Annotated in this window: 24 protein-coding genes; 2 read left to right on the top strand and 22 right to left on the bottom strand. The window is 62.0% G+C overall.

Features of this window, described 5'->3' with window-relative positions; all coding sequences use genetic code 11:
* Nucleotides 1-183: 183 nt before the first annotated feature.
* The 9 genes from H281_RS0118070 to H281_RS0118030 form a co-directional block, all read right to left on the bottom strand.
* A complete protein-coding gene (locus H281_RS0118070) occupies nt 184-744 on the bottom strand; it encodes a phosphonate degradation HD-domain oxygenase (protein WP_027804721.1) in 561 nt (186 codons plus the stop codon).
* Between the two features lie 4 nt (nt 745-748).
* Complete coding sequence (gene phnY, locus H281_RS0118065; protein WP_020068555.1) at nt 749-2,200, bottom strand: phosphonoacetaldehyde dehydrogenase; 1,452 nt, start codon at nt 2,198-2,200, stop codon at nt 749-751.
* Nucleotides 2,197-3,474, bottom strand: a complete 1,278-nt coding sequence (gene phnA, locus H281_RS0118060) for a phosphonoacetate hydrolase (RefSeq protein ID WP_020068554.1) — start codon at nt 3,472-3,474, stop codon at nt 2,197-2,199. The genes phnY and phnA overlap by 4 nt, the downstream gene beginning before the upstream one ends.
* Before the next feature lie 97 nt (nt 3,475-3,571).
* Nucleotides 3,572-4,318, bottom strand: coding sequence for a phosphonate utilization associated transcriptional regulator (locus H281_RS0118055; RefSeq protein ID WP_027804720.1), 747 nt, complete (start codon nt 4,316-4,318; stop codon nt 3,572-3,574).
* 85 nt (nt 4,319-4,403) lie between these two features.
* Nucleotides 4,404-5,267, bottom strand: coding sequence for a 2-aminoethylphosphonate ABC transport system, membrane component PhnV (phnV, locus tag H281_RS0118050; RefSeq protein ID WP_020068552.1), 864 nt, complete (start codon nt 5,265-5,267; stop codon nt 4,404-4,406).
* Nucleotides 5,257-6,204: a 2-aminoethylphosphonate ABC transporter permease subunit gene (gene phnU / locus H281_RS0118045; RefSeq protein ID WP_027804719.1), complete on the bottom strand. Its 948-nt coding sequence runs from the start codon at nt 6,202-6,204 to the stop codon at nt 5,257-5,259. The genes phnV and phnU overlap by 11 nt, the downstream gene beginning before the upstream one ends.
* Entirely contained in the window at nt 6,182-7,282 is a 1,101-nt protein-coding gene (gene phnT, locus H281_RS0118040; protein ID WP_027804718.1) for a 2-aminoethylphosphonate ABC transport system ATP-binding subunit PhnT, read from the bottom strand. The genes phnU and phnT overlap by 23 nt, the downstream gene beginning before the upstream one ends.
* A 114-nt stretch (nt 7,283-7,396) precedes the next feature.
* On the bottom strand, nt 7,397-8,485 hold the full coding sequence (phnS, locus tag H281_RS0118035) for a 2-aminoethylphosphonate ABC transporter substrate-binding protein (RefSeq protein ID WP_020068549.1): 1,089 nt from the start codon (nt 8,483-8,485) through the stop codon (nt 7,397-7,399).
* A gap of 550 nt (nt 8,486-9,035) precedes the next feature.
* Nucleotides 9,036-9,791 (bottom strand): DeoR/GlpR family DNA-binding transcription regulator, encoded by a 756-nt coding sequence (locus H281_RS0118030; RefSeq protein ID WP_020068548.1) that lies wholly within the window; start codon nt 9,789-9,791, stop codon nt 9,036-9,038.
* Between the two features lie 439 nt (nt 9,792-10,230).
* Here H281_RS0118030 and H281_RS0118025 point away from each other — a divergent pair, with 439 nt between their 5' ends.
* Nucleotides 10,231-10,440 (top strand): hypothetical protein, encoded by a 210-nt coding sequence (locus H281_RS0118025; RefSeq protein ID WP_020068547.1) that lies wholly within the window; start codon nt 10,231-10,233, stop codon nt 10,438-10,440.
* 114 nt (nt 10,441-10,554) lie between these two features.
* Here the strand turns inward: H281_RS0118025 and H281_RS0118020 are convergent, their stop codons facing one another.
* Nucleotides 10,555-11,400, bottom strand: coding sequence for a helix-turn-helix domain-containing protein (locus H281_RS0118020; RefSeq protein ID WP_020068546.1), 846 nt, complete (start codon nt 11,398-11,400; stop codon nt 10,555-10,557).
* A gap of 35 nt (nt 11,401-11,435) precedes the next feature.
* Complete coding sequence (locus H281_RS0118015; protein WP_020068545.1) at nt 11,436-11,993, bottom strand: carboxymuconolactone decarboxylase family protein; 558 nt, start codon at nt 11,991-11,993, stop codon at nt 11,436-11,438.
* A 284-nt stretch (nt 11,994-12,277) separates the two neighbouring features.
* Here H281_RS0118015 and H281_RS0118010 point away from each other — a divergent pair, with 284 nt between their 5' ends.
* Nucleotides 12,278-13,450, top strand: coding sequence for a TIGR03118 family protein (locus H281_RS0118010; protein WP_020068544.1), 1,173 nt, complete (start codon nt 12,278-12,280; stop codon nt 13,448-13,450).
* 169 nt (nt 13,451-13,619) lie between these two features.
* On the opposite strand, the gene H281_RS0118005 is transcribed toward H281_RS0118010, so the two are convergent.
* From H281_RS0118005 to H281_RS0117955, 11 genes are all read right to left on the bottom strand, one after another.
* Nucleotides 13,620-14,723: a GlxA family transcriptional regulator gene (locus tag H281_RS0118005; protein WP_020068543.1), complete on the bottom strand. Its 1,104-nt coding sequence runs from the start codon at nt 14,721-14,723 to the stop codon at nt 13,620-13,622.
* Nucleotides 14,724-14,812: 89 nt separating this feature from the next.
* Nucleotides 14,813-15,613 carry a crotonase/enoyl-CoA hydratase family protein gene (locus H281_RS0118000; protein ID WP_020068542.1) on the bottom strand — a complete coding sequence of 267 codons (801 nt, stop codon included), beginning with the start codon at nt 15,611-15,613 and terminating at the stop codon, nt 14,813-14,815.
* 2 nt (nt 15,614-15,615) lie between these two features.
* Complete coding sequence (locus H281_RS0117995; protein ID WP_020068541.1) at nt 15,616-17,214, bottom strand: class I adenylate-forming enzyme family protein; 1,599 nt, start codon at nt 17,212-17,214, stop codon at nt 15,616-15,618.
* Nucleotides 17,215-17,232: 18 nt separating this feature from the next.
* Nucleotides 17,233-18,420, bottom strand: a complete 1,188-nt coding sequence (locus H281_RS0117990; RefSeq protein WP_020068540.1) for an acyl-CoA dehydrogenase family protein — start codon at nt 18,418-18,420, stop codon at nt 17,233-17,235.
* A 13-nt stretch (nt 18,421-18,433) separates the two neighbouring features.
* Nucleotides 18,434-19,312: a nitrilase-related carbon-nitrogen hydrolase gene (locus tag H281_RS0117985; RefSeq protein WP_020068539.1), complete on the bottom strand. Its 879-nt coding sequence runs from the start codon at nt 19,310-19,312 to the stop codon at nt 18,434-18,436.
* Between the two features lie 35 nt (nt 19,313-19,347).
* Nucleotides 19,348-20,244 (bottom strand): glycine betaine ABC transporter substrate-binding protein, encoded by an 897-nt coding sequence (locus H281_RS0117980; RefSeq protein WP_020068538.1) that lies wholly within the window; start codon nt 20,242-20,244, stop codon nt 19,348-19,350.
* A gap of 36 nt (nt 20,245-20,280) precedes the next feature.
* Nucleotides 20,281-21,000 carry an ABC transporter permease gene (locus H281_RS0117975; RefSeq protein WP_020068537.1) on the bottom strand — a complete coding sequence of 240 codons (720 nt, stop codon included), beginning with the start codon at nt 20,998-21,000 and terminating at the stop codon, nt 20,281-20,283.
* The gene (locus H281_RS0117970) at nt 20,997-22,115 is read right to left on the bottom strand and encodes an ABC transporter ATP-binding protein (protein ID WP_020068536.1); all 1,119 of its coding nucleotides are present in this window, start codon (nt 22,113-22,115) and stop codon (nt 20,997-20,999) included. Before H281_RS0117970 ends, H281_RS0117975 begins: the two co-directional genes overlap by 4 nt.
* A gap of 2 nt (nt 22,116-22,117) precedes the next feature.
* Complete coding sequence (locus H281_RS0117965; protein ID WP_027804717.1) at nt 22,118-22,843, bottom strand: ABC transporter permease; 726 nt, start codon at nt 22,841-22,843, stop codon at nt 22,118-22,120.
* A 307-nt stretch (nt 22,844-23,150) separates the two neighbouring features.
* The gene (locus H281_RS0117960) at nt 23,151-24,503 is read right to left on the bottom strand and encodes an MFS transporter (RefSeq protein WP_020068534.1); all 1,353 of its coding nucleotides are present in this window, start codon (nt 24,501-24,503) and stop codon (nt 23,151-23,153) included.
* 186 nt (nt 24,504-24,689) lie between these two features.
* Entirely contained in the window at nt 24,690-26,255 is a 1,566-nt protein-coding gene (locus H281_RS0117955; RefSeq protein ID WP_020068533.1) for a hypothetical protein, read from the bottom strand.
* Between the last annotated feature and the right edge of the window lie 45 nt (nt 26,256-26,300).

Here is a 26,300-nt window from a genome sequence, read left to right as displayed (position 1 = left end):
CCTGAACCTGCCGCCACCGCTCGAAGCCTTGCCACTACTGGCTTTCCCGCTTCCCGTGCCCCGGCGTCCGGAGCACGAAAGAGCGAGATTCTAGCGAGCCGGCCAGCGCCTTGCAAGCGTTATTTCGACACACGGAAATTGCGCAAGAAGCAGCGCCAGGACAACGACATAGACAAGCCAGAACTACACCATCGCGTTCTTACGCATCACTCGCTCGACCACATCGAGGTAGTGATCTAGACCCGGCGTGACGCGGTGTTCTTCTTTCGCGCGGTCATCCCACTTGCGCAGCCGGAGCGCGTCCTGCGCGTACGGCTTCTGCAGAAATCTCTGCGCTTCCTCGCTGCTGAAGATGCCGCCTTGCAGACCCAGGCTCCGCACCGAATCGGCGGAAAGCTGATCGAAATAGCCTTGGTCGATCGCGCAGAGGCAGCGCTTTGCGTCGACGTGCAAACGAATCGGCTCCAATACCGCATCGGGCAACACCGGCCGCAAGAACGGCAGCGCAAAGTACTGGTGCAGATCGTCGATGCCCCGCTCCGTCGGCGTCGCGCCCTGAAGATTCAGCAGATGCCCGAGATCGTGCAAAAACGAAGCGGCGACGAGTTCGTCGCTGGCGCCCGCTTCTTCGGCCAGCGCGCCGCTCTGCAATGCGTGCTGAAGCTGCGTCACCGGTTCGCCGCTATAAGCGATGTCGCCGTATTGCTCGAACAGCGAACGGATGTCCGTCACACTCAATGCCACGCTATTACTCCCACGGTAACGAAAAAGTCTTGAGGTTAGTGAAGCTTTTCATCGCTTCCTGAACGCCTTCCTTGTAGCCGAGCCCCGAGTCTTTGATACCGCCAAACGGCGTCAACTCTGTCCGATAGCCAGGCACTTCCCACACGTTGACCGTCCCCACTCGCAGTTCGTTGATGAACCGCGTGATCGCGTCCTGCCGGTTCGTGCATACACCTGAAGACAACCCGAAGCATGTGCCGTTGCTGATACGTATCGCGTCGTCGAGCGTGTCGAAGCTGATGATCGGCGACACTGGCCCAAAGGTTTCCTCTCGCACGAGGGTCATGTCCGGCTCCACGCCGTCGAGCACCGTAGGCGAATACAGCGCGCCATTGCGTCGATTGCCGATAAGTAAGCGCGCGCCGCCGGCAATTGCCTCATTCACGCGCGCCTCGAATAGCTGCGCCGCGGCGACGTCGATGACCGTGCCCATCTGATTAGCCGCATCGAATGGATCGCCGAAAGTCCAGGCACGCGTCTTCTCGACGACCAGGTCGGCGAAATCGGCGGCGACGCGCTTTTGCACGAGCATCCGCTTGACCGCCGTGCAGCGCTGCCCGGAGTTCTTGTACGAGCCATGCACCGCGAGCGTCGCCGCGCGCTCGAGATCGGCGTCCTCGAGCACGATCAGCGGATCGTTGCCGCCTAGCTCGAGCACGACGCGGCGGTACGCCGCCTTTGCCGCGATGTACTTGCCAATCGCCACGCCGCCCGTGAACGAGACGAGTTCAGCCAACGGGTGCGTGATAAGTTCATCGGCGATTTCGCGCGGGTCGCCGGTCAGCACTTGCAGCATGGGCGCGGGCAAGCCGGCTTCGTACAGAATGTCGGCGAGATAAAGCGCCGACAGCGGCACTTTCTCGGACGGCTTCAGCACCACGCGATTGTTCGTCGCGATTGCCGGCGCAACCTTATGCGCAACCTGGTTCATCGGATGGTTGAACGGGGTAATCGCGACGATCACGCCCGCAAGTGGCTCGCGCTGCGAAAACACGCGTCGCCGCTTGCCATGCGGCGTCAGATCGCACGAGAAACTTTGCCCGTCGTCGCGCAATGCTTCGATTGCTGCAAACCTGAACACGTCTGCCACACGACCGATTTCATACCGCGAGTCCTGCTTCGACAAACCCGATTCGAGCGAGATCAGATCCGACGCCTCTTCGGTCCTGTCACGCGACAACGCGGCCGCGCGTTCGAGAATCTGCGAGCGCTCATAACGCGTGAGCTTTGCCTGATAAGCAGCGGCGTATTCGAATGCGGCGCGCACATCATCGACGCTCGCAAGCGCGACCGTGCCTACGCGCGTACCCGTGTACGGATCGACTACATCGAGCGAGCGTGGACGCGCCGCGCGCTCGCCTTCGAGCCGCAGCGCTTCCGCGCGGAACGCCGGATGGTCCCGCAGCGTCGCGTTCATGATGCCGACACGCGGTTCAACGCGACGTCGAAGATATCGAAATTGCGCAGCCTCTTTCCGCTCTCCGCGCCCGGCAATCCGTCGACACGCCGGTTGAAAAGGAGCGGCACTTCCTGCTCGGACAAGCCGCCGTGCGAGCGCAACGGCACCGTGAGCCCCGACAGATCGTGCTCGTCGCGGCGAGTACCGAGCGCCACATGCTTCGTACCGATCACGACGATATCGCCGACGCGGTCATTCGGCAGTTCGAAGCGCTCACACGCCGTGTGGTTATCGAGCGCAATTTCGACGCCCTGCAGCCCGCGAATCCGCTCGATCACCTGCGCGGCATCGACATCGCGCGGCAAATAAACTGTCGCAAACGAACCGAGCGCGCCGTGATGCACCACATACGGATCCGTGATCGGCAAGATCACGCGCGCCTTACGCGCGCCGAGCCATTCGTCGAGCAGGTCTTGCAGATAGATCACGTTGGGCTCGCCGCTTTGCGGATCGTGCTTCGCGTTCATGCCGTGATCGGCGGTGAGACCGATCACCCAGCCGAGCGCGTCGAGCTTCGCCAGATAGCCGTCCATCATCGCGTAGAACGCGTTCGCGCCTTCGGTGCCCGGCGCCCATTTGTGCTGTATGTAGTCGGTCGTGGACAGATACATCAGGTCGATCTCGCGAGTTTGCGCGAGCCGCACGCCGGCAGCGAACACGAATTCCGAAAGCGCCGCGCTGTACACGTCGGGTAGCGGCAAGCCGACCAGTTCCAGTACTTCGTCGATGCCGTTTTCCTCGCGCGTCACCGTGTCCGCTTTTTCCGCGGAAAAGCAGATGCCGTTCAGCTGCCAGCCCAACAGCCGGCGCAACTTGTCTTTAGCGGTGACGACCGCGACTCGCGCGCCCGCTTCGGCTGCGGCGGCCAGCAACGTGCCGGCACGCAGATAGGCTGGATCGTTCATCATCACTTCCGCACCCGCGCCGCCATTCGCGCTCGGGTCCCAGAAGTAATTCCCGCAGATGCCGTGCACCGACGGCGGCACACCGCAGACGATCGACAGATTGTTGGGGTTGGTGAATGAGGGAATTACGCAATCGCCCTTGAAGGCCGCGCCGCCCTCGAGCATCTTGCCGATGAACGGCGCAACGCCCGCCGCGACCGCAGCTTCCAGATAATCGAACTCGCAGCCGTCGACGCAGATCACAACCGTCGGCTGCTCAGGCAGCCGGTAGCCGCGACCGTTGACCTCGACCGTGCGTTGCTTCGCGTTTTCGTTTGCGCTTGCCATTGTTCCCGTCCCTGCGTGCTACGCACGCGTGCTCAAGCCAATGCGTTACGACGACGCGATGGCTTCAGTCGTGCTGCAGTCGCCCTGCAGTCGTCGTTCAGTCGCCCGAAGCCGGCGCACCGCGCGCCGTTCCCAACTGCCCGGCCGCCACGCCGCCTCCCTCGCACGCCGCATGCGCGCGCTGCAAGCCGCCGTTCACGTGCGCGTGCATCAACGCCGCGGCATGCGCGGCATCGCGCGAAGCGAGCGCGGTCAGAATCGCGCGATGTTCCGCTAACGAACGCTCCATCGCATCGGCATGCACCACCAGTGCCGCGCGCCGGAAAAGACTCAACTCGCTCACCAGCCTTCGATACGTCTCGTACAACTTCAGATTGCCCGCCGCCGCCACGATCGCGTCATGAAAGGCGACGTTGGCCCGCGCGTACGCATCGTGATCTTGCGCATCGAGCGCCGCGCGCATGGCATCGAGCCAATCGCGCAGCACCGCCAACTGACTCGCGTCGATGTTCGCGGCCAACATCCGGCACGCCGCCTCTTCGAGCACCGCGCGCACCGCGTAAATCTCGTCGGCTTCGGCGAGCGACACCGTCCGCACGAACACGCCGCGATTCTTCTCGGTACGCACGAGCCCGGCCTGCTCGAGCGCGCGGAACGCCTCGCGAACCGGCCCGCGCGACACCTGCAGGCGCGCCGCCCAGTCTGCTTCGTTGAGTTTGGCGCCCGGCGCCAGTTCGCCTTCGACGATATGCCTTTCGATCTCGTCGCGAACCAGTGTCGTCAGCGAATGCCTGCGCACAACCTCAATCGGATCGACAGAAGCAGTTTGCATATATTCGGTCATTTTGACAAATTTCGCCACATAGAAAGTATGTGGAATGTCTGCGCGCCGCACGACGCGCAACCAGGGAAACGAGGAAAACGCAGGTTCAGTCGATCCGACGGCGCGGCACACGGGCCGCAATCAGCAGCAGCGCGGCGAGCGAGACGAGCAGCAGAATCAGCGACAGCGCGGAGGCAGGCAGGTAGTAGCCGCGCTCCACCTGACCGACCACGACGATCGGCACCGTCGCAAAACCGGGCGGATAAACAGTGAGGGTCGCGCCCAGTTCGCCGAGCGACAGCGCGAACCCGAGTGCGAGACTCGCGCGGATTGCCGGCACGAGTTGCGGCAGCACCACGCGGCGCAGCACCATCGACGGAGGCGCGCCGAGGCTCGCGGCCGCTTCGCGCAAAATCGTCAGTTCAGGGCGCAACGCCGCCGCCGCGCACCGGTAGCAGAACGGCAGCACGAGCGCGAGCTGGACAAAGACGACGATCGCCGCGGAACTCGACAGGTCAACCGGCCGCTTGTGATACGCGATCAGTACCGCGAGACCGAGCACCACGCTCGGCACGCCGTTGGGCATCATGGCGATGGTGTCGACGAACGCGCCGAGCCCGCGCCGGTCGCGTCCTTCGAGCGCGAGCGCAAGCCACAACCCCAGAATCGTGCCCAGCACGGCTACGCCCATGCCGATCTCGAGGCTTGTTGTGAGCGCGTCGAAGTCGCTGGAACCGAGCCGCTCGAACCAGCGCGTGCTGAAGCCGGCCGGCAGAATCGTGCCGGACCAGTGCGCCGCCACGCTCGACAAGCCGACCACGATCACCGGCAACACGAAAAGCCAGAAGCACAACAGCGCGGCAAAACCGAGAAACAGGCCGCCGAGCATCCGCACGAAGAAACTCCGGCGCACCGGGCGGGCCTTCTTGTGCATGACCGGCAGCACGGTCGGGTCGAGTTCAACGGCCATGGCCCGCTCCTTTTACCTTGCGACGGTTGACCTGGCGATACAACGCGTACAGCGACAACGACATGATCAGCATGACGACCGCACCCGCTGCCGCCGTCGGCAGATCGAGGTCGACAGTGGCCGAGCTGTAGATGGCGACCGGCAACGTGATCAGATGCGCGCTGCCAAGCACGAGCAGAATGCCGAACTCGTTGAGCGTCAGCAGAAAGCACAGGATCGTGCCTGCAGCGATACCCGGCCACGCAAGCGGCACGATCACCTTGAATGCGACCATCCAGCCGCTAGCGCCGAGACTTCTGGCGGCTTCGATCAGACGCATGTCGAGCGTGGCGAACGAAGCCAGAGTGGGCCTCACGACGAACGGCGCGTAGAACACGACCTCGGCGAGAATCACGCCGCCCACGCCGAACAGGAAATCGAGCGGCGGCGCCTCCAGATGAAAGAGCCGTTGCAAGCCGATGCTGACCGAGCCTTGCGAGCCGTACAGAAAAATCAGCGTGAAGGCGACCAGAAACGACGGGAACGCGACGAACAGTTCGAGAAACCGCGCAACCATCCGCGCGCCCGGAAATGGCTTGAAAAACAGCAACGACGCGAGTGCGACGCCGAGCAGCGATGCAAGTCCGGCGCTCGCGAACAGAATCCACAGCGTCGTGCCGATCACGCCGCGCGTCTCGGGATTGCCGAAGAACGCCGCATACGCCTGCAGGCCGATGCCATGCGGCCCGCTCAGGCTCAGCAACACGAGGCGCACGAGCGGGTAAATGACAAGCGGCCCGAGCACGACCACCGCGATGAACAGGAGATGCCATTGCGCCATGCGCTCGCGGCGTTTTACAGCGGCCCGATGCAAAGCGGCGCTCGCGCTGCGGCGGGCGTTGGCTGCCGCCGAGGCGGGAAGCGAATTCGACGCCTCAGGGGTGGATAAGGACGACATCGTCAGCCTCGTAACGCAGGGAAACGCGCGCGCCTTTCTCCGGCATCATGCCGTGGCCGCGCTGCATGGTGACGAGGAGCGGTTCATTCGGCATCGCGTCCAAAGCGACCGACACCGACAGTACCGCGCCATACCATTCGACCGATGTGATTGCGCCGTGCAACTGCCCTTCTCCAAGCGGCACGATGCGCAGCGCTTCCGGCCGCAGACAGGCGACCCGCTCGCGTTCGTTGTAGCGCACGTCGTCCATGCCGAAAGCGACTTGCGGCGGCAGCAGATTCGCCGTGCCGAGATAGCGCGCGACAAAGCCGTCGTTCGGCGCGTCGTACAACTGTTGCGGCGTGCCGAGCTGCGCGATGCGGCCGTCGCGCATCAACAGCGTGCGATCCGACAGCACCAGCGCGTCATCCTGGTCGTGCGTCACGCAGACAATGGTCAGATTGGGCAGGCGCTCATGCAGCGCCTTCAGTTCGGAGCGCACCGACGCGCGCAGATTGGCATCGAGCGCGGAGAGCGGCTCGTCGAGCAACAGCACGTCCGGCTCGATCACGAGCGCGCGCGCAAGAGCCACGCGCTGCTGCATGCCGCCGGAAAGCTGCGCGGGCATCACGTGCCCGGCGTCGCCGAGTTGCACGAGCTTCAGCACCTCGGCCACGCGTCGTGCGATGTCCTTCGCCGATATGCGCCGTGCCCGCAAGCCGAACGCGACGTTTTCGAATACCGACAGATGTGGAAACAGCGCGTAGCTCTGGAACAACAGGCCAAGGTTGCGCTTATGCGGCGGCACGTGCGTGAGATCGTGGCCCGCGACCGTAAGCGTGCCGGACAACCCGTCCGCCTCGATAAACCCGGCGATGAACCGCAGCAGCGTAGTCTTGCCGCAGCCGCTGCGGCCGAGCACGGTGAGCAGTTCGCCGCGCTGGATAGTCAGCGACAGATCGTCGAGCACGGTGCGCGAACCGAAGCGCACCGTCAGATGATCGATCTGCACGCCGCCAGGCGCGTCCGAACGCGCGGCGCCGAGCGCGTCCAGCGAGGCGTCGAGCGCGCCTCGCCCAGCAAGACTGGCCGTATTCACCGGATTCATCCTCCAACAAGATTGATGCTCAGGCAGCGCGCCGGCGATCACACCGATCGCGAGAGCGCTGCGTGCTTCGACTGGGAAGCAAGACTGGAAAGCCTAAAAAGCGGCTTACTTCGGCTTGACGACTTCGATCTGCTTGCCCGACGAACCGATCACGTCGCTCTTCCAGCGCGCGGTCCAGTCGGCTTTCTTGGCCATCACGTGGTTCCAGTCCACCGGAATCAGCTTCACGCCCGCAATCGCCTGCTTGACGGTCTCGCCATTCTTGCCGGCTAGCGGCACGTCGGTGCGGCCCGGAATGCCGAAGATGTCCGGCACCTTGGCCTGCACTTCCGTCGACATCAGATAGTCGATCAGCTTCTTGCCTTGCGCCTGGTTCGGACCGTTCTTGATGAGGCCGATTGCATACGGCAACTGGAACGTGGTCGGTTGTTCGCCCGGAGCGGCCGCGAGGAACACGGGCTTGAGCGACAGGCCGCCGTTGGCCGCGTCGTCCAGGTCCATCTGCAGATCGCCGTTCGCGAACGCGATTTCGTTGCGCGACAGCAGAACGTCGAGGTAACCCGTGCCCTTGGTGTGGAACTTGGCGCTTTGTTCCAGCTTCTTCAGATAGTCGAATGCCTTGTCCTCACCCATCAGCGATGACGTCAGGATGATCACGGCCATGCCGTCGCCCGCCGTCGCCGGGTTCGAGTAAGCGACCTTGCCGCTGTAGTCCGGGTGCAGCAGATCGGCAAAAGTTTTCGGCTGGTTTTTCGTGACTTCCGGGTTGATCGCGAACGAGAAATAGTTGTTCACGAAGGTCGCCCACGAGCCGTTCGGCGCCTTGGCGATCGCCGGCACGTTCTTGTAGTTCGCGCTCTGGTATGCCTGAAGCAGACCGCTCTGATCCGCCTGCTGGATGAACGGCGGCAGCGTGACGATCACGTCCGCCTTCGGCTGGTCTTTTTCAATTGTCGCGCGGTTCACGACTTCCCCGCTGCCCGCGGTGACGATGTTGACTTTCACGCCCTCCTTCTTTTCGAAGGCCGGCAGCACGTCTTTATAGAGATTTTCGAGGCCGTCGGCGGTGTACAGCACCACCGCGTCGGCAGCCTGCGCCTGCATGGCCACGCCACCGAACATCGCGGCGGCGACTAGCGCCGGCAGAAGCTTACGTGCGAGGCCCGTGGTCTGAAGGGAGTTTGTCTTTGTCATGTCGCTTTCTCCGAAAGGCAAAAAAACCAGACGGTCGGGAAAACCCGATACCTGTTGTGATTGAACGGCGCGTGGTGTGCGCCGTTTGCGCTTTATTTGCTGCGTGCGTGTTGCTGATGTGCCGCTTATTTGCCGCTTATGTTCCGCTTACGTGCTGCTTGCGTGACTTGTTGCATGTTGCCGCAGCCGACTCCGATGCGATCAACCGATTGCAGATTGCCGACAACTTCGCGGCGTCTTCCAAGCGAGACTTACAAACTGTCTACCACGTTCGCGCTGCCTGCCATGCCTGTATGGGCACGGCAAGGATCACAGGTTTCGGTGACAACGCCATGACTATTCTGTCGAATTCCAAAAATTGACACAATTCGCCAATAATAGCCAAGCCGAACGAGGTAGCGGGAAGTTGCGCGGAGAGATTGAGCAGAACCGCTGCTGCATGGCCGCTGACCGGGAATCGGATCATGCGGCTACGCTCTACCGGCAGCAGTCGGCGCGACGCGGGTCGCAGCTTGACGCCGTACCACGCGCACCGGCCGCGCACGTGGACTCAGGCAATCACGATTTCCGGGCCATGGGCCGTAATCGCCTTGCCGATGGCGCGCTCGGGCGCCAGTTCGGTCACGAGATAACGCGCCGACTCGATGCCGTTGATCCGCACCGGTGTGACGCGGCCGAACTTCGAATGGTCGGCCACGACGACCACCGTGTCGGCGGCGGCGATCATGCGGCTGCGCACTTCGGCGGCCATGCGGCTGTAGTCGGTGAGATAACCGTCCGGCGAAATGCCGCCTGCGCCGATGAATGCGAAGTCCGCGTGATATTGCGTGAGCTGGTGGACCGTGTCGAGCCCGAAGGTGGCGTCTTCGATATCGGACAGCTCGCCGCCCAACAGCGTGACGCGGTTGTCGTTGCGCCGTCCGAGCAGCAGCGCGATGCGCCAGTCGTTGGTGTACACCGATAGACGGTGCCGGTCGAGTAAGGCTCGCACGACCGCCTGCGTCGTGCTGCCGGAGTCGACGATCAGCGACGCGCCGTCGGGAACGAACTCGGCTGCGCGCTCGCCGATCGCGCGCTTCGCGCCGGCGTTTGCCGCTTCACGCGTGTCGAGATCGGGCTCGCGCCGGTCGCTCGAAAGCGCGCCGCCGTGGGTGGTGACGAGCAGGCCGCGTCCGGCGAGCGCGTTGAGGTCACGGCGAATGGTCTCGCGCGACACGTTCAGTTCGCGCACCAGCTCGGCGACTGACAGCGCGCCCGTTTTGGCGACTTGCGCCAGGATGTATTGGTGACGTTGTTCTGCGAGCATTCAGCGTTGTTCCTTCATCTTCCCGCGAGCGGTCGTCGCGCGGGGCATTTCTTCGTCAAGCCTTTTGCCATAACGGCTTTATGTATCTGCAAGCGGAGTCTGTGCAACTCCACGTTGCCGGGCTCGCACATTGGCATAGATGTTTATCTGCGCATTGGTCTGCCCGCGACGCTGGCAAAGACGCGGCTACACACAATGCATTCAACCGTGCCGCAATAGCTTTCGACGCCGGAATCATACACGGAGAGAAAATTGTGTGACGATTTCCTCACAGGCCGCATGGAACGCCTTCAATGCGACGCGAATGCCGCGTCAGGCACGCGCAATGCGCGCAGTTGACTCCGGGTGTGTCTCGATGCGAGCAAGCGCGTCCGTCGGTACGAAGTTCGCGCGTCCATCGCAAAGACATGATGGTTCTCTTCTTTTCCGGAGGGTTGAAATGGCAACAGAAACTTACGCAGGCCGCACTCAGGACGATCGCGCCGCGGCGCGCAAAGGCGAACGCGTCCCTGCCCAGGAACAGCCGGGCGGCTCAATGGCAGTAGAAGGTACAAAACCGGACGCGTCGCACAGCAGCGGAGAGTTGTCCGAGGAAGGTAAGCGCGCCTGGCAACAAGGCAACACCATCGGCGGAAAGCCCGGGGCTTGATTGAGGTTGAGTTGGGTCGTGACAAGCGTCCCGCCCAGGCGGGACGCGGCGTTGCAGGCGGCAGGAACTGCCGGGACGATCAGCTCTCTGCCGCATGTTCCACCGCACACCGGTTCAACGTTGCTCCGAACGCCTGGCGAGCAGTTGGCGGTGGCGCGCTTCGGTTTCGTCATCGGCGGGAAACATGCATTCCAGGCGTATCTCCTGCGCGGCAACGTTCTGCGGCGCACCAACGGTCGTGACCATCGAGAAATATCGAAGCACCGCGTCCCCGCTGATGAAGCCTAGCGGAATGACAGGAATCGTGGGCCCGGCGGACGGCGCATGATGCGTCTTCCAGTCACGCGGCACATCTGGATAGGCGAGCAGTTCGTCGAGCAGACGCCTCGTGCCGGCATCGACGACATGCCCGATCGACTCCCGATACACCCGCTGCAGCAAGCTTCGCGAGACCGTGTCCCAATCGGCCACGAATGGACGCATGCCCTGCGGGTCGAAGATCAGATGCAGCATATTGCGTGGACCTTTGCGCGAGGCCATGTCGATGAAACAGTCGAAGAAGCGCGGCGCCGCGTCGTTGGTCATCAGAACGTTCCAGTGGCGATCCATCACGATCGCCGGGAAAGGCTCATGCTGGCGAACAACGCGCTCCAACGCGGCGATCACACCGTGCATCTCCTGTGCGTTCCATGGCGTTTCCGAATACACCGGTGCATAGCCAGCCGCGAGCAACAGCGCGTTACGCTCGCGTAGCGGCACGTCGAGCGTCTGTGCAAGCGTCAGCAGCGTGTCCCGGCCCGGCACGCTGCGCCCGCTTTCGATAAAGCTGATCTGGCGCTGCGAAACGCCGGCCTCGAGCGACAGATCCAGTTGACTCACGCCACGCATGTCGCGCCAATAGCGCAGCAAGTCGCCAAGCTCACTTTGCGGCGCTTTCGGATCGGGACTGCTCGCGTTCATCGGATTTCCCTGATCAAGATAAAGAACAAAATAATTCAGCGTGCGGGTGCAAGCCAGACGAATTCCTCGAACTGCGTTTCGAGCTGCGGCTGGGTGACGCTGCCCGTATAGTTTGTGATCGTCGATGCCGCAACCACCGCAATAACTTCGAGTATCTGCTCAGCACTGAATCCGGCTTCCAGGAAACTTGTCTGGTCCGATTCGCTCAGGTGGCCGCGCTTTTCTATCAGAGTGCGCGCCAATGCGGATAGCGCGGCCAGTTCGCCGCCATCAGGCAAGACACCGCGGCGGATTGCGTCTACGTCGGCGGCATTCACCCCTTCTTTCAACGCCAGCGCCGTGTGAAATGCGACGGCCCAGACACTTGCATTCGTTACGGCGTTGGTCAGCAGCAGCGTCTGGATTTGCGGCTCGGTGAAACTGCTCGCATGCACGCGCTCGAACAGGCCGATAAAACCGTTGATCAGTACCGGCGATCGCGCCATCCTGGCCGCGATATTCGGTATCAGGCCGAACGCCTGTTGCAATTGCTGGAGCACGGGCGTTGATTCTGCCGGAGCGGATTCGATCGTGTATGTGGGAAAGCGGGACATGGTATCTCCTTGGCCTTGAGCGCAACCGGAATGGAAGCGCGACAGACACAGACTAGATGCCGGCGCTCATGGCGCCAATTACATTGCATGTAATCGCTGCGCTACATCGCAGCTCGTTGCCACGCGGCGAACCGAAGGCCAGCACGTGAACTCGTAGCCCGCTTTTATCTATCCAGTTCAGCCATAGAAAGTACTCGCAAATAAGTTCCCTCCACTGGAATAAACCCGATCGCCCTCTCGTTCATTGAGCGTTGTGACCTTTGGACGGAACAAGGAGTGCGGCCATGAAGTCTCTACTCGCAGCGTTCACCGTCGTAGCCTGCAGCGCAGCTATCGCGACACTCGCGTCATGCGGCGGCAGTTCCAGTTCTCCCAGTTCTGGGCCGCCTGCACAGTCGTCGTTCACCGCAAAGGCGCTCGTCTCGGATGGCGCCGTGTCGGCAGCACACACCGACGTCAATCTGAAGAATGCCTGGGGCGTGGCCTTTAATCCGAAAGGCTTCGTCTGGGTCGCCGACAACGGAACCAACCTTGCGACACTTTATGACGGCAACGGCGTGCCGCAATCGCTCGTCGTCACGATCCCCGACGGCAAGAACGGGACAGCGTCGCCAACAGGCATCGTATTCAACGGCACGCAAAGCTTCAACGTGACGCAAAACGGCAAGTCTGGCGTCGCCGCATTTATCTTCGTGGGCGAAGGCGGCACCGTCACCGCATGGGCGCCTGCGGTTGGGCCGACCAATGCGTTCGTCATGTACGACGACGGCACCGGCGGCGCCGTGTACAAGGGCCTCGCGCTCGCGGCCAACAACGGCAACAACTTTCTCTACGCGGCCGATTTCCATAACAACAAGATCGACGTCTTCGACACCAATTTTGCCAAGGTCGCCATGCCCGGCGCCTTTACGGATCCAGCCATTCCTGCCGGCTTTGCGCCGTTCGGCATCCAGTTGATCGGATCGAACCTGTTCGTCACCTACGCGAAGCAGGATGCCGACAAACATGACGACGTCGCCGGAGCGGGACTCGGTATGGTGGACGTATTCGATACGGCAGGTAACCTCAAACAGCACTTTGCAACCGGCGGTGCACTGAATGCACCATGGGGTATTACGCAAGCGCCGAGCAATTTCGGCTCATTGAGCGGCGCGATATTGATCGGCAATTTCGGCGACGGCACGATTAACGCATTCAACGCATCGAGCGGCCAGTCGATGGGTGCCATCAAGAGTTCGAACGGCAGTGCGATCGTCGAGCCGGGCTTGTGGGGCATTGCGTTCGGCAACGGGCTCAACAATCAGCCTGCTACTACGCTCTTCTTCGCGGCGGGGCCCAATGACGAAGCAGACGGCGTCTATGGAAGAATCGATCTGAATCCGGCATCGACCTCAAGTTCAGCCACGGGCACGAGCACAGGCACGAGTTCGAGCGGAGGGTCGAGCATCGGCATGTAGGTTCGAGGAGAAGGACGGCCGCTCATCCACAATGAGCGGCCGTATTGATTGAACACCGTGAGGGGCGGAGTCTGTGACGCAACTTGCGATGACCGCGCTGTTGCGTTCGAAACTGATCCGGCTCGCACCAAGTGGAACCGGATCGTTGCCTCTTACGCAATGGCGATCTTCACTTGCCCCTCGCAGCACGTTCCTGTCCGGGTGTGGCGTCAAAGAGCTTTCGATAACACCGCCCCAGATGCGAGGCGCTTGCAAATCCGCACTGCATCGCAATGTCGAAAATGGAAAACGTCGATTCGTGCAGGAGCTTTTGCGCCGCCTTCAGGCGCACGCCCAGGTAGAACTGCGACGGCCCCATGTCGAAGTGCTTGAGCCACATACGCTCGAACTGCCGAGGCGAAATGCCTACCAGCGAGGCGAGCGTCTGCACGGGAACGGGGCGCTCTATGTTCTGCTCCATCAGCGTAATTGCATTGACGATGCGCCGGTCCTCGATACCGTAACGCCACTGAATTGCCATCTTCTGGCTCTCCTGCGACGCGCGAATACGCGTATGCAGGAACTGGTCGGCGACATCGGCCGCAAGTCGATGGTTATGCGCGCGAGCGATCACATCCAGCATCAAGTCGATCGCGGCTGTGCCGCCGCCACAGGTGAGCCGGTCGCCGTCGATACAGTAGAGGTCGCGCGTGACGGCCAGCGAGGGAAACTCGTCGGCGAGCGCTTTCAGCGCTTCCCAATGAATCGTGCAACGCCGCTTGTCAAGAAGCCCGGCGCGCGCCAGGATCATCGTCCCGAGGCTCACGCCGCCGAGCGGTTTGCCTGTCGCGGCATAGCGGCGCAAAAAGTCGAACACCCGCTCGTTGCGGTAGTTCTCCACATCGATACTCGCCACCACGAACAGTTGGTCTACGGCAATCGACGAGGTCATAGCCGATTCGGGCTGCAGCGAGAATCCTGAACTGGACGACACCGGCTCGCCGTCCGCGCTGATCAGATGCCAGCTGTACAGCGGCTTGCCGCTCACCCGGTTGGCCGCGCGCAGCGGCTCGCTCGCGGAACTGAGCGCCATCATCGAGAAGTTGGGTACCAGAAAAAAACCGATGCGTTGCGTGTCGGGCGGCCGCTCCTGGCTCAAATCCGCCGAGCTTTCCGTCGCCGCGCTTTCCGCGTTCGCGGCGACGAATGCACCCTCCCCTGTCGCTGGCCATTGCACCTGGCGCGCGGCGGCAGATTGCGGCGTCTCGTCGTTGATTTTGCTGCGCATGTTCATGCTGGATCGGTCAAGGTGGCGAAACTGTCGCATATTGCGCCTCGCCGGTCCATTGCCTCTTTCGCTGCGATTTACCGGTCCGTTCGCAATTAATCGCCGGTGTAATTCGGCGTGCGCTTCTCGAAAGTGGCGGCGAGCGCCTCACGGTGATCTGCCGTGCGATGCACGATTCCCTGAAACGCCGCCGACAGTTCCAGCAGGCTCGGCAGGTCCATTCGCTGTCCTTCGCGAATGAGGCGCTTGCTCATGCGCAGCACGTTCGGAGGATTACTCGCGATGCGCGCCGCAAGTTCCCTGGCCGTCGACAGCAACTCCGCGTCGGGCACGACCCGCGATACCAAACCCCAGTCCAGCGCGCATTGCGCGTCGATGGGCGTGCCTGTAAAAATCATTTCGGCTGCACGCGAGAGGCCGACCGCACGCGGCAGCAACCACGCGCCGCCGTCGCCGGGAATGATGCCGATCTTCGCAAAGCTTTCCGCGAAAAGCGCGCTGTGCGCCGCGATACGGATATCGCACATCAGCGCAAGGTCGCAACCCGCACCATGCGCAGGTCCGTTGACTGCGGCGATGCAAGGCAGGTCGAGTTCATGAAACGCGCGCGGAATGCGTTGAATGCCACGCCGGTAGTTCTCGCGTATCTGCGCGGAGTTGCCGCCGAACGTTCCCACCTCGTCGCGCATGTGCTTGATGTTACCGCCCGAGGAGAACGCGGGACCCGCGCCCGTGAGCACGATTGCGCGCACGTTCAGATCGGCTTGCGCTCGCTCGAGGCTCTCGACGAGCGCATCGACCACTTCCATTTCGGTCAGTGCGTTGCGCGTTTCAGGACGGTTCAGCGTAATGGTGGCGACGCCGCCGTCCAGTTCGTAAAGTACCGGTTCGTTCATGATTACGTTCCCGTTTGCAAAAGATTCTCGTGCACCGAGGCGGCCAGTTCGCGCCGCAGAACCTTGCCGCTCGGATTCAGCGGCAAGCGCTCGACAAACAGCACTTTCTTTGGCCGCTTGTACGGCGCGAGGTCGTCACTGGCCTTGCAGAATGCGATGACCGCGTCCTCCGTCAACTGCGCGTCGCTGCGCACGACGAAAGCCGTTACCGCCTGGCCCCACTTCGCGTCCGGCACGCCGATTACCGCGGCCTCCTGAACGCCAGGGCAGTGGTACAACACCTCCTCGACTTCACGCGGATAAATGTTCTCGCCGCCCGAGACGATCATGTCGTCGGCGCGACCGTGGAAGTGGAAATAGCCGCCCTCGTCGACGCTGAACAGATCGCCGGTGTACAGCCAGCCGTCGCGGAACTTCCTGGCCGTTTCGACCGGATTGTTCCAGTACGCACGCGCGAGTTGCGGGCCGCGCACAATCAGCTGACCCACCTCGCCCGGCACGACGCCTTCTGTGGAAGGCACGGCGCGCGCAGGGTCGTTCGTCACGACACGGCAGGTGCTGATCAAAGTCGGCTTGCCGCAGGAGCCGAGGCGCGCGAGTGCGTCGCGCGGATGCAGCAGCAGCGTGAGGCTCGCCTCCGTCATGCCGTAGCCGTTGTAGACGTTCGGACAGAACTCATCGATCACGCGTTGCATCGCTGCGGCCGGAATGGCCGCGCCGCCCGTGGTGATCATCCGCAGGCTGCTGTGATCGCTCTGCGTGAATGCGGGATGAAACAACATGTCCTGAATCTGTGTCGGCACTGCAAACAGTGTCGTGATGTCATATTGCGCGATTGCGGCGAGCGTGCGCGCCGGATCGTAGCGCGGCAGCACGATGTTGGCCGCGCCGACCATCAAGTGCGGCATGAAATACGCCTGCATGCCGCCAACGTGGTAAAGCGGCGCGATGTGGAGCGCCGAGTCGGTGCTCGTGAGGCTGTACTCCATGACGCAGTTCGTCGCGATCGCGACGTCGTTGGCATGGGTGTGTATCGCGCCTTTGGGACGCCCCGTCGTGCCGGACGTGTAGACGAGCGCGGAAATATCGTCGGGCATCAGCGTGGGCAGCGGCGCATCGCGATGGCGCGTACTGTCTATCAGCGCATCGAAGTCGCGGTGATACGAAGGCGCATCGTTTCGATCTGGCTCATCCGTATGGTTCCCGTGCCCTGCCACGCGCACGTAGATGCGCAGATCGGGCAGGCCCTGCTCGATCTTCGCGACGACCGGTTGCATCGAATGGTCGTAGATCAGTGCACGCGCACCGGCATCGCGGATGATGAATATCGCTTCATTCGCGGATAGCCGGTAGTTCATCGGCACCGCAATGGCACCCAGCAACTGGCAGGCAAGATAAGCGGTGGCTGTTGCGTCCGAGGTCTTCTGGAAGATAGCGACGCGGTCCGTTTGCCGCACACCCAGATCGAACAGCGCCTGCGCGAGTCCGCGCACGTGCTCATCCCACTGTGCGTAGGTAAAACGCGCGTTACCGCAGACCAGCGCGAGACGGTCCGGGTACTTCGCGACCGTATTTTCGAACAGCGAGGTAATGGTCAGCATGATGGAAATGGAATGCGCTCAGAGGTTGATCTTCAGATCCGGGAGATCGCGCGAGGCGATCAGGTATTTCGCCATTTCCGACGTCCCGCCGACAATCGTCAGCGCGCGCGCGTCGCGATACAGCTGTTCAGCCCGGCCGTATTCCTTGGTGAGGCCATCGCCACCCAATATCTGCACCGTTTCGTTCACACAGAAATTCGCCGTCTCGGTCGCGACGAGCTTGGCCATCGCCGCTTCCTTCATCAGCGCCTTGCCGTCGGCGCCGGCGTCGTACATCTTGGTGGCGCGATAGGTAATCAGCTCGGCGGCGTCGATGCGCCAGCTCATCTGCGCAATCTTGTCCCAGATCAGTTGCTTGCAGCCGAGGAATTGCCCGAACGTCCTGCGTCTTTGCGCATGCTCACGCGCGATTTCGAACGCACTACGCGCGACGCCGAGGCCCGAGCCGCCCAGAATCGCGCGCTCGAAGTTGAACATGCCGCGCATGATGGCGGAGCCCTCGCCCGCGCCGCCCAGCAGGTGGTCGACTGGCACGCGGCAATTGTCGAATTCGACCTCGCCGACGATGCAGCCGTGCCGGCCCATGAACGTGTAATTGCGAGGAAAGCTAATGCCGCGGGCGTCCTTCGGCACCGCCACCGCCGTAATGGCAGGCTTCGCGTCATCGCGCGGCGTGATGCCGTAGGCAATATAGACGTCCGCTACCGAAGCGTTCGAGATATAGCGCTTGAAGCCGTTGACGACCCATTCGTCGGTACGTGCGTCGTATTCGACGCGTGTTTGCATGTCCGCCGAATCGCTCCCCGTGCCCGGCTCGGTCACACAGATCGCGCCGACCGCGCGGCCATCCAGAATCGGTTCGAGATACGCATCGCGCAGCGCCTCGCTCGCGTGACGATGCAACGGATATGCGCAACTCAGCGCCGTAGCAATGGTCGTTTCGAATGCATAGTTGATGGAGGACGCTTCCTCCGACAAGATCGTCGCGTGCGTGAGTCCGGGCTTTTTCAGCGAGCCGCGATAAAGGTCCGCGAACATGAGCCTCAGATAACCGGCTTCGGCCAGCGCGCGCACCACGTGCTTGACGGCTTCCCAGTCGCGCCGGTCTTCGATATCGGCCGCGCGCGGCGCAAGTTCGCGCTGCAGAAAGGCCCGCACTTCCGCGCGGAACGCGCGGTCTTCGTCGGTAAGGAGAAAATCTTGCATGGCAGGCGACGCTTCAGGTGTTGACAGGTGAATGAGCCGCACGGATGCCGCGGCCCGCATAGACGCGGGAGTCCCGCACGGTCGGCAGCAGGAAGCGCGCTTCGCGCAGCGCCGCGTAGTCGAGTTCGCCGACAACCAGTTCTTCGTCGGTAGTCGAGCCCATTGCAACCGTGTTGCCGAACGGATCGAGAATGCGCGAACCGCCCCAGAAGCGCAGCATGCCTTCGGTGCCGATCCGGTTCGCCATCACCACGGCGACCCCGTAGGTCACCGCGTAGAAGCGCAGATTCAGTTCCCACGCAGAAGGGTTGTCGAAACCGCCGCCTACCGCTTCGCGCGCCGAACTGATCGGAGCGGCGAGCAGCGTGACGCCGTCGCACATCAGGTCGTGCACGAGAGCCGGATTCCACAGGTCGTTGCAGATCGGCGTGCCGACGCGCCAGTCGCGGTCGATGCCGAATGCGCCGAGTTCCGCTCCCGGCGCGTAATACAGGCCATCGCGCAGCTTGCCGTAGGTCGCCAGTTGAATCTTGCGATGCACGTGCACGATCCTTCCTTGCGTCACGGTCGCCTGGCTGTTATAGAACTGGCCACCAGGCGCTTCTTCGATGAAACCGAACGACGTATGGAGCCCGACGCTCGCTTCGGCAAGTGCGGCAATGGCCGGGTGATCGACATGCATTGAAAGCTGCAGCGCGTCTTTGCCCGCGCTATGTCCACACAGCGACAATTCGGGGAACAGCAGCATCGAGACGCCGTGCTTGCGCGCTTCACCGATCATGCTCAGGTGCTTGCCGAGGTTCGCGTCCAGATCGCCGTACGAACTGTCGATCTGCGCGGCGGCAACTTTCAGCGCGCCGTCTCGCGGCGCGTCGAGGGAAGACGAAGGCATGTTCTTGTCTCTCAGGTTGGGTCGGATCGCGAGCGTTACAGCAGACCCGCTTGCTTCAGGAAGTCATGCGAAACTTCGCTGAACGATTTCTTTTGCACGTCGACGGAGGCGTTCAATCGAGCCATCGTCGGTGCGTCGAGCTTTGCCGAGAGCGAGTTCAGGATTGGGCCGAGCTTCGGGTTAGCGTCGAGCGTCGCCTTGCGGATCACGGGCGTCAGCGCATACGAAGGAAAGAAGCCCTTGTCGTCCTTAAGAATGACGAAGTTGAATGCCGGCACGCGGCCATCGGTGGCGAAAACGAGCGCGATGTCCACCTGACGGTCCTTCAATGCCTGATACGTGAGACCCGAGTCCATCCGCTTAACCTCGTCCTGCGAAAATTCGAAGCCATACAGTTTCTGCAGCGGACGCAGCCCGTCAGGGCGAGCATAGAACTCCGAGTTGGACGCAAAGCTCAGCGTCTTGCCTGACTTGATGGCCTTTGCAAGATCGCTAAGGGTTACGATGCCGAGCTTCTTTGCTTCGTCCTGATTCATCGCGAACGAATACGTATTGTTCGCACGAGAAGGATCGAGCCACACCAACCCTTTCCCAGCGTCCAGTTCCTTCACCTTCCTGTATGTGTCGTCCGGCGAAAGGCGATCATTGATCTTGTTGTACGTGATCAGCGACGTTCCGGTGTATTCCCAATACACGTCGACCTGTCCGTTCTCTTGCGCCGCGCGCAACACCGCGCTGCCCAAGCCGTCTTTTTTCGTAACGGTGAAACCCTTGGCCTGCAATAGCTCGGTCGTCATCTCGGCAAGCAGTTGCTGCTCCGTGAAGTTCTTGCCGCCGACCACGACATTCGCCGCCGCACAAGTAATGGTCCACGACGACGCAAGGGAAATGGCGACGAGCGCGCAGGCCCGCTTGAAGAAGGCAATGTTCATGATGTCCTCGAAGAAACGCGTATGCGTGTGATTGAACTAGCGTTGGGGAGTGACGCCGCGCGACACGAGATGCACCTGCATCTGGCCGATCAGCACGTCGGTGAGAACCGCCAGCACCGCGGTGGGAATCGCGCCTGCCAGCAGCATCGAAAAGTCGTTCATGTCGATGCCGGTAAAGATCAGTTCACCGAGTCCGCCGCCGCCGACCAGAAACGCAAGCGGCGCCGTTCCGACGGTGATAGCGAGCGCGGTGCGGATGCCCGCAAAGATCACATAAAGCGCGTTGGGCAATTCGACGCGAAATAAGACCTGCCTCGGTGTCATGCCCATGCCGGTGGCCGCTTCGATCAGCGCACGCGGCACGGCGCGCAAGCCTTCGAGCGTGTTGAGCACAATGGGCAGCAAGGTAGCTACCCACAACGCGAAAATCGACGGCCAGCGGCCAATGCCAAGTACGCTCATGGCGAGCGCGAGCAGCGCGAGTTTCGGCACGGCCTGCCCCATGTTGAGCGTCTGCAGGAGCGCTTGACCTGCGCGCGCGTGCTTGCCCGACTCGCGGCTCAGATAGATGCCGAGCGGCACCGCAACGACGATTGCAAGCCCGCCGGCTATGGCGACCATCGTCATCTGCGTGATGGACTGGTAGACGATATCGGTGCGATATTGCGCAATGGATAGAAGCCAGTTGTCCGCACGCGCTTGCAGCGGCGCAGCGCAAGCGAACAGGAGAGCGCAGCGTGAGAGCAGTGTATTCATGCGCGGGCCTCCGCTGGCAGACGCAACATGTCGACAATGTGCGCCTGATTCACGTAGCCGACGAAGCGGCCCTCGTCGTCGACAGTAGCAAGCCAGGATTGCCCAAGTGAGAACATCGACGAAATCACGCTGCGCAGGTCATCGCTATGACGCGCCACGCCTTGCACCGGTTTCGCGTGGGCTGCCATCAGCGTGCCCTCGATTGCGCTGAGCTCGGCAGCGCTCAGATAGCCTTGCGGCTTGCCCGCCGCATCGAGCAACACGATCTGTTCGACGCCGTGCCGTTCGAGCAACGCCCGTGCGCGCTCGCTGCTGTCGCCCACGCGTGCGGCGCAATCGCAGGCCGACAAAGCGTCGCTGGCACGCACGAGGCGCAGCCGCTTCAACGCTCGGTCCGCGCCGACGAAGCCGGCAATGAACGGGCTCGCCGGTCGCGCGAGGATCGTGTCCGGTGTGTCGAACTGCTCGAGCCGGCCTCCGCGAAAGATCGCGATGCGGTCAGCCATTTTCACGGCTTCGTCGATGTCATGGCTGACGAACATAATGGTCTTCTTGACCTGCTGCTGAATGCGCAGGAACTCGTCCTGGATCAACTCGCGATTGATCGGGTCGATTGCGCCGAACGGTTCGTCCATCAGCATGACGGGCGGATCGGTCGCGAGCGCGCGCGCTACCCCGACGCGCTGCTGCTGGCCGCCCGAAAGGTCCTTCGGATAGCGCGACAGATACGTCGAAGGATCGAGCGCCACGATCTCCATCAATTCGGCCGCGCGACGCTTTGCCCTCGCCTTGTCCCAGCCGAGCAGACGCGGCACCACGCTGATGTTCTCCTCGACCGTCATGTTGGGGAACAACCCGATCTGCTGGATCACGTAGCCGATCTGACGGCGCAATTCGACCACCTCGAACTCGTCGGTATCGCGGCCGTCGATAAAGATCTTTCCCGAACTCGGCTGGATCAGGCGGTTGATCATCTTCAACGTGGTCGTCTTGCCACAGCCCGACGGGCCGAGCAGCACGCAGATTTCACCCGCGCCGACTTCCATGTCGATGCCGTCGACCACCGGGGCGCTCGCGCCTTCATAGCGCTTCGAGATGCTGGAGAGCTTGATCATGATTATTGCGCGTGATGAGGAGATTTACGGAATGACGCCCACGCGCCAAGACGTAATGCCAGCCGGCCGGTCCGCGACGGGCTGCGAAGACCCTTCGGCGTCAGCAGACGTTGCACCCAGCCGAGGCCATAGTCGGCGGCAATGGCAAGAAGGCTTACGAGAATGGCGCCGGCGATCAACTGACGCGGGTCCGATTGGGAAATGCCGCGGCTGATCAGCTTGCCGAGCCCGCCTGCACCGATATAAGCGGCGACAGCGGCAATGCCGACATTGATCACCACGGCCATCCGCACGCCCGCCATGATGATGGGCAGCGCAATGGGAATTTCGACCTTCCACAGACGCTGGCGCGTGGTCATGCCGATGCCGCGCGCGGCCTCGCGCAACGCAGGGTCGATGTTGGTGATCGCCGTGTACGTGTTGCGCACGATCGGCAGTTGCGAATAGAGAAAGAGCGCAATAACGGTCGGGAGAAAACCGATGCCCTGGCCGATCACCGACAGGACCGGGATCATCAACCCGAACAGCGCAACCGAGGGAATGGTCATCAGGATCGCCGCGAAATACAACACGATCTTCGCGGCGCGCGCATTGGCCGTGATCACGATGCCGAGCGGCACGCCCGTGACAATGGCGAGACCGACACCCACGCCGACGATCTCTACGTGCTCGACGGTGAGCCTGATGATCGACGCAAAGTTATCGAGCATGAAAGCAAGGGTTTCCACGTTGTCTCCCGTTCCGGCGTTGACGGCCTGTTCAGGCGCGTGTCGGTGTGCTTCGCTATGCGGCAAAGATAGCCGGACAAAACTGGGAACCCTTCATCTGCATTCGACTTCGTTTGTCACAAAAGCGACATCGCGTTTTTGCCGCCCGGCATTTCCCTTACAGCGCGGGCGTTGGCCGACGAAGCGCTAAGGGTAATCCCCGTCCTCGAAGCGACAGGTCATGGCGGTCGAATGATTCTGGAGAATTCGGAGAAGTTGCCGGGTTCGCTGGAAGCCGCCGAAAGGCGACGGCGCGCGTGGCTTGGCGTTATCGCCCGTGCCGACCCGCCACGCTGCGCATTGTCAGCGTGGCGAGCGCGCCTGTGACGAGCCCCGTGAACAGATAGAGCCCGGAAGGACCCGCGACCGACATCGTTGCGGACGCGAGCGTCGGGCCGGTGCTCGCCCCCACCGAGAAGATCAGCAACAGACCGGCGCTCACGGCAACGCGCTCATCGGCGGGAATGCAGTCGTTCACGTAGGAGGTGACGACGCCGTACATGGAAAACGCTACCGCGACATAGAGATAGCCGAAGGCCCGGATCAACCTGTCATCGTGCAGCAGGAACAGCAGCACGCTTAGCGACCCGGTAACTGCCGCAAGACATAGCAGCACCTTGCGCCTGTCGAACCGGTCGGCCAGCCGCGCAACCGGCCATTGCGGTACGAGCGCGGCGAGCAGTGCGAAGCCCATGAAGTGAGACACGTCTGGCACCGCATAGCCGACGCGCCGCATGAATACGGGTTGCATCGTGTAGAACGCGCTATTGAGCGCCCCGGCCGACAGACACGCGGCAACGCCGAGCGGCGCCCAACGATAGATGCTCTGCAACCCCGACAGCCCGCGTGCGAGACGCGAGCCGTATGTGGCACAAGACGCGTCGAGCGCGGCCGTGGCTGCGGGCGCTGTGCCTGCGAGCGCGACCGGGATCAATGACGCCGTGAACAAAGCTGCGACCGCGCTGAAAAGTTCAAACCCACCTGGGTCCGCAAGGCCGATGAGAAACTGCCCGGTGCCGACACCGAGGTAGTTGGTGATCAGATAAGCCGAGAACACGCGGCCCCGCTGAGCGTTGCTCGCGACCTGATGCAACCAGCTCTCGACGACCGTGAAAATGCCGACCAGACAGAAGCCTGTGACGAAGCGCAGAACGACCCACATCGCGGCCGCGCTCCACACGGCGTACCCGAGCGCGCAGCACGCCGAGGCTGCGGCGAAGGTGACGAACGCGCGGTGATGACCGACGCGCGTAATGAGCGCGCCGCCATAAACAGCGCCCAATAGAAAGCCGATGTAATACGCCGATTGCACGACGCCCACCACGATCGACGGCGCCTGCTGTTGAATGAGGCGCAACGAGATAAGCGTGCTGAGCAGACCGTTTCCGGTGATGAGAATCGCGTAGCCCAACAACAGGACCGCAGTGGAGCGCAAGCTCCCGACGACTGGCGCGGACCCGACGACAGCAGCGGCGGACTTCGCGCCTGCGGTCGCCTCGCCCGGCTGGACAGCGGCGCTGAGCGAACCCGTGCTTTCCCACCCGTCGGCAAGCGGTTGCGTGTCCAATAAATAGGACGCGCCTGTCGGCTGATGGGCAGCCGTTTCGCGTGCCTGTTTCATTCGGGCTGAGTCTCGTTCTTACTGTGCGGCACGGCTGTAGCGACGTGGCGGGGTTCCTTCGAATGTAATGGTCAACAGCCGCGCCGGCATGCCGCGAATGCGACGTCCGCTGGCAGAAAAACGACATTCTTCGAACGGCCTTACGCACCGTAAGCGGCTAGCCGATCGGATGCATGATGACCACGCTCACCGAGGAAGCATCCGATAGAGTCGATGTTCCGGTAGCGTCGCAACGAGTTGCCAACCGGTTAGTGTTTCAGAAAGACGCCGTTGCGGATCGAACACAGCGAGATACACTTCCGTGAATCGGGTTTGCAGGTCTGGAAACCTGTTCTGCAAATCCGCGGCCCATGCGCGCAACATTCCGTCGTTCGCCCGGAATGCCGTGTCGCCGTTTTCGATATCGTCCTGGAACTTCCTCAATGCCGCGTTTTCCGCGCGATAAAGCACGGGCTGCTGGCCCGCCTTCAGATAGAGATCCGGTACGAGAACCCGATCGAGCGTTGCAAGCGCAACGACCTTATCCAGATACGGATTCCAGCGGTGAGGCGCGGTCCTTGGCGACGGATACGTCGTGTCCTGTTTGTATTGAAACAGGACCGAGCCCGATTTCAGCGACGCGAAAGTAGCGCGGTACGCCTGAATGGAAGGCTTCGCCGCACGCCAATCGGCAGTTACCGTCGCAATGCGAAACAGGAAAACAATCGCGAGCGCTAGCGCGCCGACCCGTTGCAGACGCGGTGCCGAAGCCCGCACATCCACGAGCGCTGTCAGCAGGAATGCGAAGCTCAGCGCGCATCGCTCGACCACGCCATAAGAAGCAAATGCGGAGAACGGCGCGAATAGCGCTACCAACGGAAGCGCAATCACCGTGATCCGGCACTCAGGCTTACAGGACCACCATTTCATTAGAAAGCCGATGGCTAATGTCAGGCCCATGCTTGCCAGCACTGCGACGTCGGCCGGGGGATTGCCGATTGCGAAGACATCGAGCCAACGGCTGACTTTGGCGAATATATGAACGAAGCCGAAGTCGACGGAGCCACGAAGTCCGCCGGTACTGCTATGCGCCAGTAATACCACGGGAAGTATCAACGGAACCAGGCTCGCGCTCGCGTGCGTGACGAGCGAGCGGATTCGCAATTTCCCTTCCTGCAGGAAGCAGCCAAGCTCCCATGTTCCTATGACCAGTGCAAAAACGGCCAGAGGAAAAAGATGGCAAAAATAAATCACAAGGGCGCTGCAAGACGACGCTATGATCCGCGCGACCGTGAACCGGCGAAGCGCCACATGCAAGGCTATCGCCCACAAACAAAGGCCAGTGCCGAACAGAAAGTTATCGTAACCGCGTATCAGGATCCAGTTGTAGAGAAGCAGAAAACTGAATAGCGGGAACCACGACCACCGGCCATTCAGAGCACGGCTGAGAACCAGGCAGCCCGAGCTTAGCAACGAGAGTTCGACAACGATAAAGAACCATGCTGCCCACTCCACCGGCATCAGCTTCGCGATCCACGGCAGGGTCAGGTCCATCGCAAGGTCGGGCAATGGGTCCCACCGAACCACGAAGTTGCCAGCGTAGGAACCGGGATGCGCCAGAATGTCTACTCTGACGATGTTATAGAAGTGCTGTCCCAATGGCGGAATCGACGAGACGAAGAGCGGCGTGCAAGCTACAACAGTAGCAATCAGCCAGACGCTCCACAAATACAACGGCCTGCCGGTATACGCCGTTCCGTTTCGAGCAGTCATCAACACCCCTTTTCAGATTGTGTAGACCTTTGGTCTTTAGATATC

Origin of the sequence: Paraburkholderia caledonica (assembly GCF_000383275.1) — a bacterium.
GTDB lineage: Bacteria > Pseudomonadota > Gammaproteobacteria > Burkholderiales > Burkholderiaceae > Paraburkholderia > Paraburkholderia caledonica.
Note: the sequence above shows the minus strand (reverse complement) of the source record. Positions and strands in the feature narration are given on the sequence as shown.